Source organism: Nocardia arthritidis NBRC 100137 (genome assembly GCF_001612765.1).
GTDB classification, from domain to species: Bacteria; Actinomycetota; Actinomycetes; order Mycobacteriales; family Mycobacteriaceae; genus Nocardia; species Nocardia arthritidis.
In genome coordinates this window covers 189,092-204,572 of record NZ_BDBB01000007.1, presented here as the reverse complement: position 1 = coordinate 204,572, position 15,481 = coordinate 189,092, and the positions used below count along the sequence as shown (strand labels likewise).

General features: G+C 68.4%; 18 protein-coding genes. 9 read left to right on the top strand and 9 right to left on the bottom strand.

Annotated features, from left to right (window positions below; translation table 11 throughout):
- The first annotated feature begins 1 nt into the window (after position 1).
- Genes pyrE through NA8_RS07655 form a run of 3 tightly spaced genes read left to right on the top strand, consistent with a single transcriptional unit; the run spans position 2 to position 2,369 of the window.
- Entirely contained in the window at positions 2 to 550 is a 549-nt protein-coding gene (gene pyrE / locus NA8_RS07665) for an orotate phosphoribosyltransferase (protein ID WP_040870748.1), read from the top strand.
- A 50-nt stretch (positions 551 to 600) separates the two neighbouring features.
- Positions 601 to 1,659: a beta-ketoacyl-ACP synthase 3 gene (locus NA8_RS07660; RefSeq protein ID WP_063049638.1), complete on the top strand. Its 1,059-nt coding sequence runs from the start codon at positions 601 to 603 to the stop codon at positions 1,657 to 1,659.
- Positions 1,660 to 1,661: 2 nt separating this feature from the next.
- On the top strand, positions 1,662 to 2,369 hold the full coding sequence (locus tag NA8_RS07655) for a lysoplasmalogenase family protein (RefSeq protein ID WP_063049637.1): 708 nt from the start codon (positions 1,662 to 1,664) through the stop codon (positions 2,367 to 2,369).
- Here NA8_RS07655 and NA8_RS07650 read toward each other — a convergent pair.
- The 4 genes from NA8_RS07650 to NA8_RS07635 form a co-directional block, all read right to left on the bottom strand.
- Positions 2,353 to 2,799, bottom strand: a complete 447-nt coding sequence (locus NA8_RS07650) for a hypothetical protein (RefSeq protein WP_063049636.1) — start codon at positions 2,797 to 2,799, stop codon at positions 2,353 to 2,355. The two genes, NA8_RS07655 and NA8_RS07650, sit on opposite strands and share 17 nt — an antisense overlap.
- Positions 2,800 to 2,864: 65 nt before the next feature.
- The gene (locus NA8_RS07645) at positions 2,865 to 3,440 is read right to left on the bottom strand and encodes a Uma2 family endonuclease (RefSeq protein ID WP_063049635.1); all 576 of its coding nucleotides are present in this window, start codon (positions 3,438 to 3,440) and stop codon (positions 2,865 to 2,867) included.
- Between the two features lie 74 nt (positions 3,441 to 3,514).
- A complete protein-coding gene (locus tag NA8_RS07640; protein ID WP_063049634.1) occupies positions 3,515 to 4,168 on the bottom strand; it encodes a response regulator transcription factor in 654 nt (217 codons plus the stop codon).
- Complete coding sequence (locus tag NA8_RS07635) at positions 4,165 to 5,529, bottom strand: sensor histidine kinase (RefSeq protein ID WP_084466597.1); 1,365 nt, start codon at positions 5,527 to 5,529, stop codon at positions 4,165 to 4,167. Before NA8_RS07635 ends, NA8_RS07640 begins: the two co-directional genes overlap by 4 nt.
- Positions 5,530 to 5,621: 92 nt before the next feature.
- On the opposite strand from NA8_RS07635, the gene NA8_RS07630 reads away from it, so the two are divergent.
- The 3 genes from NA8_RS07630 (at position 5,622) to NA8_RS07620 (ending at position 8,052) form a co-directional block, all read left to right on the top strand.
- Entirely contained in the window at positions 5,622 to 5,954 is a 333-nt protein-coding gene (locus tag NA8_RS07630; protein ID WP_063049632.1) for a DUF4190 domain-containing protein, read from the top strand.
- A 54-nt stretch (positions 5,955 to 6,008) separates the two neighbouring features.
- Complete coding sequence (locus NA8_RS07625; RefSeq protein WP_063049631.1) at positions 6,009 to 6,695, top strand: TrmH family RNA methyltransferase; 687 nt, start codon at positions 6,009 to 6,011, stop codon at positions 6,693 to 6,695.
- A gap of 271 nt (positions 6,696 to 6,966) precedes the next feature.
- Entirely contained in the window at positions 6,967 to 8,052 is a 1,086-nt protein-coding gene (locus NA8_RS07620) for a glycoside hydrolase family 76 protein (protein WP_063049692.1), read from the top strand.
- Between the two features lie 7 nt (positions 8,053 to 8,059).
- Here NA8_RS07620 and NA8_RS07615 read toward each other — a convergent pair whose 3' ends face one another.
- Together NA8_RS07615 and NA8_RS07610 are read right to left on the bottom strand one after the other, a co-directional pair.
- Positions 8,060 to 8,758 carry a DedA family protein gene (locus NA8_RS07615; RefSeq protein WP_063049630.1) on the bottom strand — a complete coding sequence of 233 codons (699 nt, stop codon included), beginning with the start codon at positions 8,756 to 8,758 and terminating at the stop codon, positions 8,060 to 8,062.
- 5 nt (positions 8,759 to 8,763) lie between these two features.
- Positions 8,764 to 9,417, bottom strand: a complete 654-nt coding sequence (locus tag NA8_RS07610) for a DedA family protein (protein ID WP_063049691.1) — start codon at positions 9,415 to 9,417, stop codon at positions 8,764 to 8,766.
- A gap of 298 nt (positions 9,418 to 9,715) precedes the next feature.
- Here NA8_RS07610 and fbaA point away from each other — a divergent pair, with 298 nt between their 5' ends.
- Both fbaA and NA8_RS07600 read left to right on the top strand, forming a co-directional pair.
- Positions 9,716 to 10,750: a class II fructose-bisphosphate aldolase gene (gene fbaA / locus NA8_RS07605; protein ID WP_063049629.1), complete on the top strand. Its 1,035-nt coding sequence runs from the start codon at positions 9,716 to 9,718 to the stop codon at positions 10,748 to 10,750.
- A 31-nt stretch (positions 10,751 to 10,781) separates the two neighbouring features.
- Complete coding sequence (locus NA8_RS07600; protein ID WP_063049690.1) at positions 10,782 to 11,900, top strand: BTAD domain-containing putative transcriptional regulator; 1,119 nt, start codon at positions 10,782 to 10,784, stop codon at positions 11,898 to 11,900.
- Here the strand turns inward: NA8_RS07600 and NA8_RS07595 are convergent.
- Both NA8_RS07595 and NA8_RS07590 read right to left on the bottom strand, forming a co-directional pair.
- Positions 11,897 to 12,223 (bottom strand): excalibur calcium-binding domain-containing protein, encoded by a 327-nt coding sequence (locus tag NA8_RS07595; protein WP_245663703.1) that lies wholly within the window; start codon positions 12,221 to 12,223, stop codon positions 11,897 to 11,899. The genes NA8_RS07600 and NA8_RS07595 overlap by 4 nt on opposite strands.
- Before the next feature lie 43 nt (positions 12,224 to 12,266).
- A complete protein-coding gene (locus NA8_RS07590; protein WP_063049627.1) occupies positions 12,267 to 12,623 on the bottom strand; it encodes an excalibur calcium-binding domain-containing protein in 357 nt (118 codons plus the stop codon).
- A 284-nt stretch (positions 12,624 to 12,907) separates the two neighbouring features.
- Here NA8_RS07590 and NA8_RS07585 point away from each other — a divergent pair, with 284 nt between their 5' ends.
- Complete coding sequence (locus NA8_RS07585) at positions 12,908 to 14,374, top strand: glycoside hydrolase family 183 protein (RefSeq protein WP_063049626.1); 1,467 nt, start codon at positions 12,908 to 12,910, stop codon at positions 14,372 to 14,374.
- A 6-nt stretch (positions 14,375 to 14,380) separates the two neighbouring features.
- Here the strand turns inward: NA8_RS07585 and NA8_RS07580 are convergent, their stop codons facing one another.
- A complete protein-coding gene (locus tag NA8_RS07580; RefSeq protein WP_063049689.1) occupies positions 14,381 to 15,439 on the bottom strand; it encodes a fused (3R)-hydroxyacyl-ACP dehydratase subunits HadA/HadB in 1,059 nt (352 codons plus the stop codon).
- Positions 15,440 to 15,481: the final 42 nt, after the last annotated feature.

The window sequence follows — 15,481 nt, the reverse complement described above, 5'->3', positions numbered from 1 at the left end:
GATGATCGACGTGATTACCAACGACAGGGACAGGTTGGCCGCGCTGGTACGCGAACTCGCCGTGGTGCACGGCCGGGTGACCTTGTCCTCCGGCAAGGAGGCCGACTACTACGTCGACCTGCGCCGCGCGACCCTGCACCACGGCGCGGGCCCGCTGATCGGCAAGCTGCTCCGCGAACTCGTCGCGGACTGGGATTTCGACGCAGTCGGCGGTCTCACCATGGGCGCCGACCCGGTGGCGCTGGCCGTGATGCACGCGCCCGGTCGCCCGATCGATGCGTTCGTGGTGCGCAAGGCGGCGAAGTCGCACGGCATGCAGCGGCAGATCGAAGGCCCGGACATCGTGGGCAAGCGAGTGCTGGTCGTCGAGGACACCACCACGACGGGCAATTCGCCGCTGACCGCGGTGCGGGCGCTGCGCGCGGCGGGCGCTACCGTGGTCGGCGTCGCTACCGTCGTCGACCGGGAAACCGGCGCTGACCAGGTGATCGCCGCGGAAGGACTGGAGTACCGGTCGATCCTCGGCCTGAAGGATCTAGCCCTGGGATAGCCTGGACAATGGTCTAAGTCTTCGAAGGTGAAGGGTCGTGTGAGTCCCCAGTGGTGAGCATTGCAGTCAACAAGAGTCGCGAAAACGTTGCGATGCTCGGAATCGGCGCTTACCGACCCAAGCGCCTGGTCAGCAACGCCGAGGTCTGCGAGGTTCTGGACTCCACCGAGGAGTGGATCTACGAGCGCACCGGTGTCCGCAACCGGCGCTGGATCAGCGGCGACGAGACGCTCCGGTCGATCGCCGCGGCGGCGGGCGAGCGCGCGATCGTCAACAGCGGCGTCGATCGGTCGAAGATCGGCGCCGTGATCCTGGCCACCTCCAGCTGGCTGACTCTCACTCCGCACGGGGCGCCGCAGGTGGCCTACGACATCGGGATGAACGGTGTCGCCGCCTTCGACCTGACCTCCGGCTGCGGCGGCTTCGGCTACGGCCTCGGTGTGGCCGCCGATATGATCCGGTCCGGCACCGCCGAGTACGTGCTGCTCATCGGCGCCGAGACGATGACCGTCGGGCTCGACCCCACCGACCGCGGCACCGCGATGATCTTCGGGGACGGCGCGGGCGCGGTGGTGGTCGGCCCGAGCGACGACAACGGCATCTCGCCCACGGTCTGGGGCAGCGACGGCGAGAACGCGGCCGCGATCATGCAGGACATCGACTTCCTGGAGTACATGCACCGCGCCCAGTCCATGCAGGGCACGGACCCGGCCGTTGATCCGGTCGGTCGGATGTCGCTGCGGATGGAGGGACCGCGGGTCTTCCGCTGGGCGGCGGTCACCCTGCCGCGTGCGCTGTCCACCGCGCTCGAGATCTCCGGCGTGGCCAAGGAGGATATCGAGGTCTTCGTCCCGCATCAGGCCAACGCCCGGATCAACGAGCTGATGAAGAAGAACCTCGGACTGGCCGACGAGATCCCGATGGCCAACGACATCGAGAACACCGGCAATACCTCGGCCGCGTCCATTCCGCTCGCGATCGAGGAGATGCTGGTCACCGGTAAGGCGAAGGGCGGGCAGACGGCGTTGCTGCTCGGTTTCGGCGCCGGTCTGAGCTACGCGGGCCAGGTCGTCACGTTGCCGCCCGCCCCGGCCGAACCGAGCTTCTAGTCGTGCGCCCGTTCCGAGCCGGGTATCTCGTCGCGGCGGCGGTCACCGTCTACGGCGCCGTCACCGGGCGGGAGAAGGCGCAATGGGTCGCGAAGCCGCTGTTGATGCCGCTGCTCGCGGCCGATGTGGTGACCGGGGGCAGAGAGCTGCCTTCCACCGAGCGCACGATGCTGATCGGGTCGCTGGGTGCGGCGACCATCGGCGACATCCTGCTGATCGATCCGGATGACGACCGCAAGCTGATCGCGGGCGCGTCGTCGTTCGCGGTGATGCAGGCCGGATACGCCACCCTGTGGTGGCGGATGGGCGGCAGGCCGGCCGCCCGGGTGGCCGTGCCGCGCGTGGCCGCGTGGCTGGGCGCCGCCGGGTTGCTGCGGAAGAAGGCGCCCTCGGTGGCCACACCACTGACGACCTACGGCGTCACACTGGGCGCCGCGGCCGTGCTGGCGTCCGACCCGGCGCTCGCGCCCGCCGCGAAAAACGTTGCGGGCGTGAATGTTCCCGGCGCCGACCCGCGCAGCCGCCTCGGCCTCGGGGCACTGCTGTTCACCGTCTCCGACGGGCTCATCGTGCTGCGGCGATTGTTCGCACGCGGTCAGCGGGCCCGCCGGGTGACCGAAGGCGTGATTCTGGCGACCTACACGGCCGCGCAGTTTCTGCTCGCCGATCCGAAAGCGCACGTCGAACCGGTGATCACAGCAGCAGAATGATGCGATCACGGTTCTCCGGATCGACGCGGATGGACAGGATCTCGCCGACCGCGAGCCGCGGTTTGTCCGCTGGCGTAGCGTCGAAAACGACAGTGCCCCGGTAACTTTCCGAGCCCGGCACGGTCAGTTCGAGATCCAGCTCGGTGAGTTCGGTGTGATGATCGGTGCGTTCCAAGGGATGTACGCCCGCCACGGTCGCCCAGCCCTCCAAACCGTGCCGCCACAACTGGCGATCCGCCTTGGACGGCCGCGCGGCCAGCATCATCCCGATCCCGACGCACGAGCCGAACAGCCCGACCAGCGCCACGATCTGATAAGGCACGGTCCCCGGCGGCGTCCGATGAACCACCCATCCCAGCCACAGCGCCAGCAGGATCAGATACCCGGCGGTCACTCCGAGCACCGTGCGCAATATCCGCTCGTGATCCATACCAGCCTCCACCCCGAGTGCCAGACCTCCAGGATAGGCCCCGCACATCCGGTGGTGGAGGGCTATCAGGGTGCGCGACCGCTGGTCAGCGCGGCAAGATCGATCGTGATCGGGGTCCCCGCAACGTTGACCGTCACGGTGCCGGACTGTTCGGCGACGAGTTCGTAGTCACGGCCGATGAGGTGGTAAGCGGCAAGGCTTGTGGGCTTGTCGAGGTCGATCAGCCAGTAGTGCTCGATACCGGCGTCGGCGTACTCGAAGAATTTCGTCACCCGGTCGGTACGTCGTGAACCGGGCGAAAGTATTTCGACGGCGAGCAACACGTCGGCCGCTTGATAGCGGGGCAGGTTGGCCTCGATACCAGCTTCGGGCACCACGAGAATGTCCGGGACTCGGATGGTCGGCGGCGTGCCCGCGTCGATCACCACTTCAGTGTCGGTCAGCACGCCGTAGATACCGGGCAGTTGCGGTTCCAACTGCGGGCCCAGCCGCAGAATAGCGCGCTGATGTTGCGACACCGGTTTCGGTGACACGACCAGAACCCCCTCGACGAGCTCGTAATTCCGGCTGCTGTCCTCCGGCAGCGCGATCCAGTCCTCCAGGGTCAGCAGATGATCAGGCCAGTTCACGTCGACGGTCATCGCTTCCTCCCCTCCCCGCACGGATACCGCGTTGGGGCCAGTCTGGCACAGCAGGCCGGCAATCCACAGCGTCGTCAGCCCTTGAGTCGCAATACCGCCAGCACGCGGCGGTGATGGGTCTCGGAGGGCGGTAGGTCGAGCTTGATGAAGATGTTGCCGATATGCTTTTCCACCGCGCGTTCGGTGACGGTCAGGGCGGCGGCGATGGCGTTGTTGGACAGGCCTTGGGCCATCAGCTCGAGCACCTCGCGTTCGCGCCGGCTGAGGCGGGCCAGCGAATCCTGCTGACGCGAGGCGCCCATCAGTTGGCTCACCACCTCCGGGTCGAGCGCGGTGCCGCCGGTGGCCACGCGGTACAGCGCGTCCACGAAGTCCCGTACGTCGGCGACCCGGTCCTTGAGCAGGTAGCCGACGCCGCTCGCGCCGCCGGCGAGCAACTCGGTGGCGTAGCGGGTCTCGACCCACTGGGAGAACACCAGGACGCCGGTCGTCGGGTATTTGCGGCGCAATTCGATGGCGGCGAGCAGCCCCTCGTCGGTGTAGCTCGGGGGCATCCGCACGTCCACCACCGCGACATCGGGACCGTGCGTGCCGACCACGTCGGCGAGGGCGGTCGCGTCGCCGACCATGGCGACCACCTCGTGGCCGCGTTCGGTGAGCAGTCCGGCCAGCCCGTCGCGCAGGATGGCGCTGTCCTCCGCGATCACGATGCGTAGTCCGTCGCTCATCGCGACCCCGCCAGCGGCAGCACGATCGTCACCACGGTCGGTCCACCGGCCGGGCTCCGCACGCTCAGCGTCCCGTCCACGGTGCGGGCCCGCGCCGCGAGGCCGGACAACCCGCTACCCGCGCCGAGCGCGCCGTCCACCGGTGTCGACACGCCGCCGATTCCGTTGTCGCGCACCGTCACCACGATGGTCTGCCCCTCGCCCGGCAGTACCGAGACCCACGCGCCGCTGGCCCGAGCGTGCCGCACCACGTTCGTCAGCAACTCGGCGACCGAGAAATACGCGATCGCCTCGATGGCCGGAGTCGGTCGTCCGGGCAGATGCACCCGCAGCTCCACCGGTACCGAGCAGCGCGCCGTCAGCGTCTCCAAAGCCGGTTCCAGCCCCAATTCCAAAGCGGGCGGGTGGATCCCGCGCACCAGTTCGCGCAGTTCGGTCAACGCCTCCTTGGAGCCGGCGCGCGCGTCCGCGATGAGATCGCTGGGATCCCCGCCCTCGGCGAGGCGTTCCTCGGCCCTGCCCAGCGCCATCGCGATGGTGACCAGTCTGGCCTGGGTGCCGTCGTGCAGGTCGCGTTCGAGTCTGCGCAGCGTCGCCGCGGAGTCCTCGACCGCGGTCAACCTGCTCTCCCGCAGTTCGGTAACCCTTCGGTCCCGCGCCGTCGCGCTGAGCAGGGCGATGGTCAGCAGCCCGTGCACCCAGCAGACGCCGCGCAGCAGCCAGGGCAACGCCAGGCAGCCGAGCAGGCCGATCAGCGCGAAACCAAGCACTTTCGGCCAGCTGTCGAGGTAGAAGTCGCCGAACTGGACCATCGACTGGTGTTCGACGCCGTTCTCGTCGACATTGGTCGGGTGGATCAGCGCCCACGGGATCGGGGACAGCGCGATGAACACGGTCATCGCCACTGTGACGAGCACCGGATATCCCACCGCGACGCCGAGCATCGCTTGGGCGAGCAAGAACAGCGCCGCGCGCCAGCTCGCCCGATCGGTGAAGGCGCTCTTGAGGAATCCGAGCAGTCCGGACGCGGGCGCGAACGGCGGAGGCGGCGCGACGGCGACGCCGAGCAGGTCCTTGGCCAGCGCCCGGTAGATCCGGCCCCACACCCGTCCACCCAGCAGCACTACCGCGAGCACCGGCAGGCCGATGACGGTGATCGCGAGATACAGTCCGCCCCCGAAGCCGAGGAACAGATAGGCGACGGCCGGGCAGCCGATCACGAAAACGGTGAGAACGTAGACGAGTTCCTTCCAGAACCTGGCGCGCACCGGCGCGAGCAGCACCGTGCGCAGCACATGCTCTTCCGGTTCTGACGCTTGCGGGGCGAGCACGAGGGTCGGTTCGGCGTGTGTCTCGGTCATGGAATCCATGGTCGTCGCGGTGCTTTCGAGGTTCGATGGAGCTGCCCGCCGAAGATGTGGTGTAGCCCGCCACACCTACTACGATCCTGCTGATGAGCTATCCGCCGCAGCAGCCGTACGGCTATCCAGCCTATGGGGCCTACGGACCCCCGGACCATCCGAGAGCCACCACGGTCCTGATCCTGGGCATTCTCAGCCTGGTGTTGTGCCAGCTAGTGGGTCCCTTCGCCTGGGTGATGGGTAAGCGGGCGCTCAACGAGATCGACGCCTCCGGTGGGACCATCGGTGGGCGGGGGAACGTCAACGCGGGATACATCTGCGGCATCATCGCGACGGCGCTGTTGTGCGTGAGCCTGTTGTTCCTGCTGTTGTTGCTGGTGCTCGGCCTGGTCGGCGCGTTCGCGGGTAGCTCGTCCAGCTACTGAGCGGAGGCCCGGCCACCCGTCGCGAGCGCGGTGGACGGAATTAGCATCGTCGGGGTGAGTCACCCGGTGCCGGATGCGGCGGAGCAGGACCTACCAGGGCCGACGGAGTGGGGCGAGCACCCGAACGGCGTCGGCCCGTGGGCGAGCGAGCACGCCGAGCCGCCGCCGGACGATCCGCGCCTGGACCCTGAACTGCTGGCCGCGGGCGACCGCCGCAACGTGGTCGACGCCTACCGGTACTGGAGCCGGGAGGCCATCGTCGCCGACATCGACCGGCGCAGGCACCCGTTCCACGTCGCGATCGAGAACTTCGGGCACGACGCGAACATCGGCACGGTGGTCCGCACGGCCAACGCCTTCGCCGCCGCGGCCGTGCACATCGTCGGCAGGCGGCGCTGGAATCGGCGCGGCGCCATGGTGACCGACCGCTACCAGCACATACGGCACCATACCGACATCGGCGAGCTGCTGGCGTTCAGCGAGCGCGCCGGGCTGACGGTGGTCGCCGTGGACAACGTGCCGGGTTCGGTCCCGCTGGAGACGGTCACACTGCCGCGCGCCTGCCTGCTGCTGTTCGGTCAAGAGGGGCCCGGTGTCACCGACCACGCCAAGCAGGCCGCCGTGATGACGGTGTCGATCGCGCAGTTCGGTTCCACCCGCAGCATCAACGCCGGCGTGGCCGCGGGGATCGCCATGCACGCGTGGGTACGGCAACACGCCGATCTGACGACCGCGTGGTGACTGCCTGCCGCGTGTTCGGCCGTGTGAGCAGGAGATCTTCCGGTCCCGGAGCACACCGGCACGATTGCACATCGCTTTCGTAACAAATCGGGCGCATAAATCCGTTCGGGCCTGGCACCATTGATTCATGACCTCGCGGAGCGACGACATCGAGGTGCCGCGCGTGGAGCACGCCGAAAAGGGCTCCGCGGTACCGCGTCCGCCGGCTGTCCGGGCACGGACGGGCCGGGAGGCCGTCGCGCCCGCGACGCTGTGGTCCGAACGGGCCGACATGGCCGAATCAGCGATCATCTCGCGGCACTTGCGCGCGCTGTGGGCGCTGCCGGGCACCGAACTCGGCGTGGTCGGCTGGCCCGCCACCAAGCGCGAGCGGGTCTTCGGTGGGTGGCACTACTGGTGGCAGGCGCATCTGATCGAATGCGCGATCGATGCCGCGAACCGGGCGCCGACTCCGCTGCGCCGCAGGCGGATCGCGGCGCTGGCGCGCTCGCATCGCATCCGCAATCTCACCGGCTGGACCAACCGGTACTACGACGACATGGCATGGCTGGCCATCGCACTGGAACGCGCCGAGCGCACCCAGGGCACCGATGTGCGCAGCGCGCTGGCCGCGCTGGAGAAGCAATTGCACGACGGCTGGCAGCCGCAGATCGGCGGCGGCCTGCCCTGGCGCACCGGTTCGGATTATTTCAACGCGCCCGCGAACGGCCCCGCCGCGATCGCGCTGTTACGGCTCGGGCGCATCCAGCGCGCTCAGGAGATGGCCGACTGGCTGGACGCGACGCTGCGCGATCCGGAGACCGGTTTGATCCTCGACGGAATCCATCTGCCCTCCGGCGAGATCGAGCGCCCCGTGTTCACCTACTGCCAGGGCGTGGCGCTCGGCTTGGAGACCGAACTGGCCGTGCAGACGGGCGATCCGAAGCACACCGAACGCGTGCACCGGTTGCTCGCGGCCGTCGAGGAACACATGACCACCGACGGTGTCGTCAACGGCGGCGGCGGGGGCGACGGCGGCCTGTTCAACGGCATCCTGGCCCGATACCTGGCGCTGGTCGCGGTGATGTTGCCGGGTGAGGACTCCGAACAGGTCGCCGACCGCCGTGCGGCCGCCGCGATCGTCACCGCGTCCGCCGAGGCGGCGTGGGCGAACCGGCTGCAAGTGGAGGGCGAGCCACTGTTCGGGCACGACTGGAGCAAGCCCGCGCAACTGCCCGGCGGCAGCGCGGGAGCCGGCTACTTCACCGCAGGCGGCTCGGTGACCTCGTCGAAGGTGCCGGGACGCGACATGTCGGTGCAGTTGTCCGGCTGGCTGCTCATGGAGGCTGCCTACCAGGTCAGCGCCGCGGGGCTGTGAGCGCGGATCAGCTCTCGGACTCCAGCACCGCGCTCTGGGCCGTCTCCAGCGCGAAGTCCTCTGCGGGCTGCGACATCTCCTGTCGGTAGTGCCGCACGCCGAGCACCGTCCCGATGATCAAGCCCACCACCAGCGTGCCGATCACGATCGGCATCAGCCACGGCACGCGCCCGAGGAAGTTGCCTGCGTAGTAGCCGATGAGCAACAGCACCGGCGCCCAGACGATCGCGCCGACGGTGCTGGCCACGGTGAATTTGCGGTGGTCCATTCGCGCCGCGCCCGCGACCGAGGGGCACAGGGTGCGCACCCAGGGGATCCACCGGGCGATCAGCACCGCGACGAATCCGTGCCGGTGCAGCAGTTCGGCGACGCGCTGCAGATTGCGGACGTTGATGTATCTGCCGTTCTTGCGGGCGACGAGATGCCGTCCGGTCCGGTGCCCGATGACGTAGCCGACCTGGTTGCCCGCGATGGCCGCCACCATCGCGCCCAGCGACAGCGCCCACACGTGCGCCTCGCCCGAAGCATGCGATGCCATTACGATGCCCGCGGTGATGAGCATCGAGTCACCGGGCAGGAACAGCCCGAGGATCACCGCGCACTCGAGGAAGACGAAGGTCAACACCACTGCCCAGACGAGCGCGGGGCCCGCCGAGAGTAGCGGATCGAAACTGCCCACGGCTAGGGGCGACGAGTCCGTCGTCACCGGCTTCAGGGGGTGCGCTCGCTGGTCGACGCGGTCAGCTCGCTCTCGACCGCGTCGGACACGGGTGTACCGCGGCGAATCTTCTTCACCACGGCGGTGATGCCGGGCAGGATCGACACGAAGACGATGAGCAGGAAGATCGCCTCGACGTGGTCACGGATGAACGCGACGTTGCCCAGGAAGTAGCCGAGCACGGTGACGCCGCCGCCCCACAGGAGCGCGCCGACGATGTCGAAGGCGACGTACTTGCGGTAATCCATCTTCGAGACCCCGGCGAGCACCGGCATGAAGGTGCGCACGATCGGCACGAACCGGGCCAGGACGATCGTCTTCGGCCCGTGCTTCTCGAAGAATTCGTGGGTCTGCGTGACGTAATGCTTCTTGAAGAACCGGGTGTCCTCTTTCTGGAACAGCGCCGGTCCGATCGCTCGCCCGATCCAGTAGGCACACTGGTCGCCCGCGAACGCGACCAGGACGACGGCGGGCACCAGAACCCAGATCGACACCGGCGGATTCGGCTGCGCGGACAGCAGGCCGCCGGTGAACAGCAGCGAATCGCCGGGCAGGATCGGGAAAAGTAAGCCGGTCTCGATGAAGACGATGACCAGTATGGCCGGCAGCACCGCGTTCTTCAGCCACGTCTCCGTGAGCAGGTGCATCGGGTCGAGCAACTCGGTAAGCGCGAGGTTGCTCGTCACCGATTCTGTCGCTGCCTGCAGAATCACGTGGCCTCCTGTCCCGATACGGCTGGCTTGCATCGCTTGCCACCGCGTCGGAAGCTGCCAGCGCAAATTACCGGCCCCACAGTACCGGCTCCGCCTGAGAATGCTCGCGCAGTGCGCGAAATTACCGGTGGGTCACCTGTCCACTCCCTCCCTGCATACCAGGCGAAACACTGCTGCCTTAGGGTAAGGGCTGACAAAATAGGTCTTTGCCGCACAACACGGAGGTCTTACTGTGCCCATCGCGACTCCGGAGGTCTACGCCGAGATGCTCGGTCGGGCCAAAGCCAATTCCTTCGCCTTCCCGGCCATCAACTGCACGTCGTCGGAGACGGTCAACGCGGCCATCAAGGGTTTCGCGGACGCGGGCAGCGACGGCATCATCCAGTTCTCCACCGGCGGCGCGGAATTCGGTTCCGGCCAGGGTGTGAAGGACATGGTCACCGGCGCGGTGGCGCTGGCCGAGTTCGCGCACGTGGTCGCGGCCAGGTACGACGTGACCATCGCGCTGCACACCGACCACTGCCCCAAGGACAAGCTGGACACCTTCGTCCGGCCGCTGCTCGCGATCTCCCAGGAACGGGTCAACGCGGGTAAGCACCCGCTGTTCCAGTCGCACATGTGGGACGGCTCCGCGATTCCGATCGACGAGAACCTCGAGATCGCCAAGGAACTGTTGAAGGCCACGCACGCCGCGAACATCATTCTCGAGGTCGAGATCGGCGTCGTCGGCGGTGAAGAGGACGGCGTCGAGGCGGAGATCAACGAAAAGCTCTACACCTCGCCGGAGGACTTCGAGAAGACCATCGACGCCCTCGGCTCGGGCGAGAACGGCAAATACCTGCTCGCGGCCACCTTCGGTAACGTGCACGGCGTGTACAAGCCGGGCAACGTCGTTCTCGAGCCCGAGGTGCTCGCCGAGGGCCAGCGCGTCGCGGCGGCCAAGCTCGGCCTCGGCGCCGACGCGCAGCCGTTCGACTTCGTCTTCCACGGCGGTTCCGGCTCGCTGAAGTCCGAGATCGAGGACTCGCTGCGCTTCGGCGTGGTGAAGATGAACGTCGACACCGACACCCAGTACGCGTTCACGCGGCCGATCGCCGGGCACATGTTCGCCAACTACGACGGTGTGCTGAAGATCGACGGCGAAGTGGGCAACAAGAAGACCTACGATCCGCGCAGCTACCTGAAGAAGGCCGAGGCGTCGATGGCGGCCCGCGTGGTCGAGGCGTGCAACGACCTGCACTCCGCCGGACGCTCGATCAGCGCCTGACCCTGATTCACCCGTCAGGGGCTTGGTGCACATGAGTCTGGATGTGCGCGTGCTCGGGCCCGTGCGACTGCTCGTCGGTGGTGAACCGGTGGCCGTCGGCGGGCCCAAACCGCGAGCTCTGCTCGCCGCGCTCACGGTGAATCGGCGGCGCGCGGTGTCCTCGGCCGCGCTCGCCGATCTGGTGTGGAACGAGGAACCGCCCGACTCCTATGCCGCGAGCCTGCAAGTCTTCGTCTCGAACATCCGCAAGGCGCTGCGCAACTCCGGGGTCGACCCGGCGACCGTGCTGCGCACCGAGTCGTCGGGCTATCGGCTGGAGATCGACGAGACCGCCTGCGATCTAGGACGTTTCGAGGCGGCGCGGGAGGCGGGCTCGCGCGCCGCGGAACTGGGCGATCATGCTGGGGCGGCGCAGTTGTTCGGCTCCGCGCTGCGCGAGTGGAGCGGCCGGGCGCTGGCGGATCTGGCCGGTTTGCAGTTCGCCGACGGCTTCGCCACCGCCATGGACGAGGAGCGGCTGCTGGCCGCCTCGGCCCGGGTCGACGCCGAGATAGCCTGCGGGCGCGCGTCCTCGGTGATCGGCGAGCTGGTCGCGATGACCAACGAGCACCCGCTGCGCGAACCGCTGTGGGGTCAGCTGATCACCGCGCTGTATCTGTCCGGACGTCAGGCGGACGCGCTGGAGGCGTGCCGGAAGGTGCGCGGCGTGCTCGCCGACGAGCTCGGCATCGACCCGGGACCGGCGCTGGTGGATCTGGAGCAGCGCGTCCTGCGGCAGGAGCCGCTCAGCACGGTCGAACTCCGGCAGGTCGAGCGCCTGGCCGCGGCCATGACCGAGACGGTCACCGAGATGCCGCGCGCGGTGCGCAGCGGCCGGCTGCGGATGCCGGACGGTCGCATGGTGGCGATCGCCCAGGGCGGTCTGCGCATCGGCCGGATGACCGACAACGACTTGGTGCTGGAGGACCCGCGGGCCAGCCGCTACCACGCGCACATCATGCCGAGCCGCGCCGGTCTGCTCATCAAGGACCTGCATTCGGCCAACGGCGTCTTCGTCAACGAGGATCCGATCGACAGCGGAGTGCTGCTCGCCGACGGCGACCAGATCCGTATCGGCGGGACGATCATCACCTTCCAGGCACTGCGCTAGTCGCAGGCGATTCCGTTGCCGTCCCGGTCCAGATGCGCGTTGAAACCGGGCTGCCCGCGGTAGAGCGGTCCGGCGCCCTCCGCGCGCACCTGGTCGCAATCGGTGTAGATCTTCGGCGACCGGCCATCGGATTCCTCGGGGCGCTCGCTGTCGCCCTTCGGTCCGGACCGGTTGTGCGGTATCGGATGGTCGTCGTGCGGTCCGGCGATCGCGACCGCCGGAGGCGGGACGGCGGACGCCGCCGACGGCACGAGCGCACTCGCTCCGGCCGCCAGCAGCGCCGCCCCGATCGCGGGCGCGATCCGGAAAACTGACTTGGTCACGCCTTCCATCCTGCTCCCGCGGCGGCCGGTGCGCCGGTGCGATTCACTCGCAGGCGATTCCGTCGTTGTCCCGGTCCAGGTGCGGGGCGTAGCCCGGCTGTCCGCGCAACAGCGGAGCCTTGCCCGCGTTGCGAACCTCGGTGCAGTTCTTGTAGGACGGGCCACCCGGGGGTGCTTGCGGTGGTGGGTTCGAGTGAGGCGGGTTGTTCGGCTGAGGCGGGTTGTTCGGCGGAGGCGGGGTAGCTTGCGGCGGTGCGCAGAACTGCGCGGATCCGGAGCTGCAGAGCAGGTCGGTGAGTGGATCGGCCGCCGCGACGGGCGACCCGATGGCGAGCGCGGCGGTGGTGAGCAGACAGGCGGAGCCGATGCCGAGCAGGGTGCGCAAGAGCGTGTTCTTCATGTGATCCGTTCTCGGTCAGCGCCGGGCGCGGTGGAACACGCTCGGCGGCAACAGGTTCGAACAATGACCCGGAGCGGTGCTCCGGACGGCCGCTCTCCCCGACAGGAGCCGTCGCGGAGTGGACGCTAGCAAAGTTCTGGCGTTGCGCCATGCAAATGAAGCAATATCATCCTTTTAAATGGGCGTGTCGGGCGGCCGGTATTCGAAAGTCGAACGGGGTAGGGTCGTTCCGCTGGTTCGTCTCCGCAAGGTTCGTGTCCGCAATGGATTTCGAGGGGTTTGCTATGGCGATGCGAATGCTGGCCGCCGTCGGTGCGATCGTGGTCGGTGCGGGGTTGCTCGTCTACGCCGATGGGTCTGCCGCCGCGGCGCCGGACGCGGCCGAAGGCCCGGCGGGGGTGGGGCCCTGCGCGACCGATCCGGTGGCGACCCACGAGCCGCTGGTGCCGAAAACGGTGGAGGTGCCGATTCCCTATCCGGTGGTCACCGTGCTCCCGCCGCAGGCGCCGGACCCCGCGCCGAAACGAACGCGAATGGAGCTTCCACCCGATCCGTGCGCCAATCCTTGCCCCGACCTCACCGATCTGCCCGGAGCGCCGCCGAGTCTCGCCGGACTGCTGGGCATTCCGGAGATCCTGCTGAATCCCAAGCCGTTCCACTTCGCGATTCCCGGGCCCGGTCCAGACCCCGGCCAGGTGCCGCCGCCGTCCGCGCCGGTGCGGCCGCCGGTCGAACCCGCGGCGCAGTCACCCGCCCGGCCCGCCCCGCGCCTCGGCCCCGCCCGCGAGGTGGCGAAGCTGACCGGCGCGAACTCGGTGAACCGCACCGACAAACGATGGCAGGTGGACGGTACCGACCTCGGCATCATGTGGGAGAGCGCACCGGGCGAGATCGCGACCGCGTTCGGCGACACCGTCGGACGCGGCTTCCATCCGCCGGGTGGCATGGGGCTGGATTGGCGCAGCAACGTGCTCGCCTTCAGCACCGACCGCGACCTCGCCGACGGGGTGACCTTCGACCGGATGGTCACCGACGACCGCTGCCACGCGGCCGAGGTGCTCTCCAGCCGCAAGCTCGACAACGTCGAGGTCACCACCATTCCCACCTCGGGTTTCGCGCTCGGCGGGCGACAGTATCTGAGCTACATGTCCATCCGGACCTGGAACAGCCTGCCCGGCACGTTCTTCACCAACTACGGCGGCATCGCCTACTCCGACGACCACGGCCAGACCTGGACGAAGGATCCGCACGCCCGCTGGGACAACATCTTCGGGCTGGCGAATTTCCAAGTGAGCGCGATGGTTCCGCACGGCGGTTACGTCTACATGTTCGGCACGCCCAACACCCGCCTCGGCGCGGTCGGCCTGGCCCGGGTACCGGAGGACCAGCTGCTCAACACCACCGCCTACCAGTATTGGCAGGACGGCGTCTGGACCCCGGTCGGTGGCTTCGGCTCGGCCACGCCGATCGTGGACGGCACCGTCGGTGAGCTGTCGGTCCGCTACGACGCCGCCCGCGACGTCTGGCAGATGAGCTATCTGGACACGACGAAGGCCGCCATCGTCGTCCGGGAGGCGGACACACCGCAGGGCGTGTGGTCGGAGAGCACGCCGACGGTGTCCGCGCTGACCTATCCGGAGCTGTACGGCGGGTTCATCCACCCGTGGTCCTCGGGATCGGACCTCTACTTCACCATCTCGACCTGGAGTGACTACAACGTCTACCTGATGCACTCGATCGTGAACGAGTGATCCGCTCTAGCGCAGCCGAACCTCGGCCACCGCGCGACCGAACAGCTTGCGCCCTTCGGAGGAGCCGCCGAGCAGGATGGTCGCGGTGCGCGCGGCCGGGTCGAGGGACTTGATCCGGCCGGTGAACTCGACCGTGCTCGCCGCGTCGGTGGCGACCGGAACGAAGCCGGAGAACCGCACGCTGAACTTCTGGATGGCGGTTGGATCGCCCAGCCACGCGGTGAGATAGCCACCGGCCAAGCCCATGGTCAGCATGCCGTGCGCGACCACGGTCGGCAGCCCGGCCAGCTGTGCGGCGTGGTCGCTGAAGTGGATCGGGTTGGCGTCGCCCGACACGCCCGCGTAGTTGGCCAGGTCACCGCGGGTGAGCCGGAAGGCGCCTTCGGGAAGCTGATCGCCGGGGGCGAGTTCGTCGAACGCGGGCAGCGTGTGCACGGTCGTGCTCTCGTGTTCGGCCGGCTCGACCAACGGGCCGACGCCCAGCGGCACCAGCACGTCGTTGTGGGCGAGATCGGCTCCGGAGTCGACCGGGCGCCCGTGCATCATGATGTTCTCGACCACGTCGTCCAGGGAGGCGTCGACGTCGGCGCCGCGGCGGGCGACGATCGTGGTCGAGCCGACGATGGCGACCTCGCCGTGCTGATTGCTCAGCGAGAAGCGCACCACGATGAAGTCGTTGTCCCCGAACTGGCGGATCGACTCGATGACGATCTCGCTGCGCACCCGGTCACCGGCCAGGATCGGCCGGTAGATCTCGAAGACCTGGTCGGTCTGCAGGAACTGGGAGAGGTCGTACTGGGTGAGCACGGAGTCCAGCAGCGCCCTGGTCGCGGTCATCCCGATCACCGACGCGAAGGTCGGCGGCGCGATGATCCCGGGATACCCGAGCGCGCGTGCGTCGGCTTCGCGCTGGTGCGCCGCGTGGTGGTTCTGGACCCCGCGGGCGAACTCCCTGACCTTCTCCCGGCCGACCTCGTAATGGTCCCGCACCCGGAATCGCTGTCCGGTCGGCGTCACCGGAACGACATCGACATCCGGCCGCGCCATCGTCTGTTCCCTGCTCATGATCCGGGCCATGCTACTGCTGAACCGGACCGTTGACCAGGT

What these genes read in the sequence shown, in the direction of transcription:
- pyrE (WP_040870748.1), top strand. Translation starts at nt 2, where the DNA reads ATGATCGACGTGATTACCAACGACAGGGACAGGTTGGCCGCGCTGGTA.
- NA8_RS07650 (WP_063049636.1), bottom strand. Translation starts at nt 2,799, where the DNA reads ATGGATCACGAGCGGATATTGCGCACGGTGCTCGGAGTGACCGCCGGG.
- NA8_RS07645 (WP_063049635.1), bottom strand. Translation starts at nt 3,440, where the DNA reads ATGACCGTCGACGTGAACTGGCCTGATCATCTGCTGACCCTGGAGGAC.
- NA8_RS07640 (WP_063049634.1), bottom strand. Translation starts at nt 4,168, where the DNA reads ATGAGCGACGGACTACGCATCGTGATCGCGGAGGACAGCGCCATCCTG.
- NA8_RS07635 (WP_084466597.1), bottom strand. Translation starts at nt 5,529, where the DNA reads ATGACCGAGACACACGCCGAACCGACCCTCGTGCTCGCCCCGCAAGCG.
- NA8_RS07630 (WP_063049632.1), top strand. Translation starts at nt 5,622, where the DNA reads ATGAGCTATCCGCCGCAGCAGCCGTACGGCTATCCAGCCTATGGGGCC.
- NA8_RS07620 (WP_063049692.1), top strand. Translation starts at nt 6,967, where the DNA reads ATGGCCGAATCAGCGATCATCTCGCGGCACTTGCGCGCGCTGTGGGCG.
- NA8_RS07610 (WP_063049691.1), bottom strand. Translation starts at nt 9,417, where the DNA reads ATGCACCTGCTCACGGAGACGTGGCTGAAGAACGCGGTGCTGCCGGCC.
- NA8_RS07600 (WP_063049690.1), top strand. Translation starts at nt 10,782, where the DNA reads ATGAGTCTGGATGTGCGCGTGCTCGGGCCCGTGCGACTGCTCGTCGGT.
- NA8_RS07590 (WP_063049627.1), bottom strand. Translation starts at nt 12,623, where the DNA reads ATGAAGAACACGCTCTTGCGCACCCTGCTCGGCATCGGCTCCGCCTGT.
- NA8_RS07585 (WP_063049626.1), top strand. Translation starts at nt 12,908, where the DNA reads ATGGCGATGCGAATGCTGGCCGCCGTCGGTGCGATCGTGGTCGGTGCG.
- NA8_RS07580 (WP_063049689.1), bottom strand. Translation starts at nt 15,439, where the DNA reads ATGAGCAGGGAACAGACGATGGCGCGGCCGGATGTCGATGTCGTTCCG.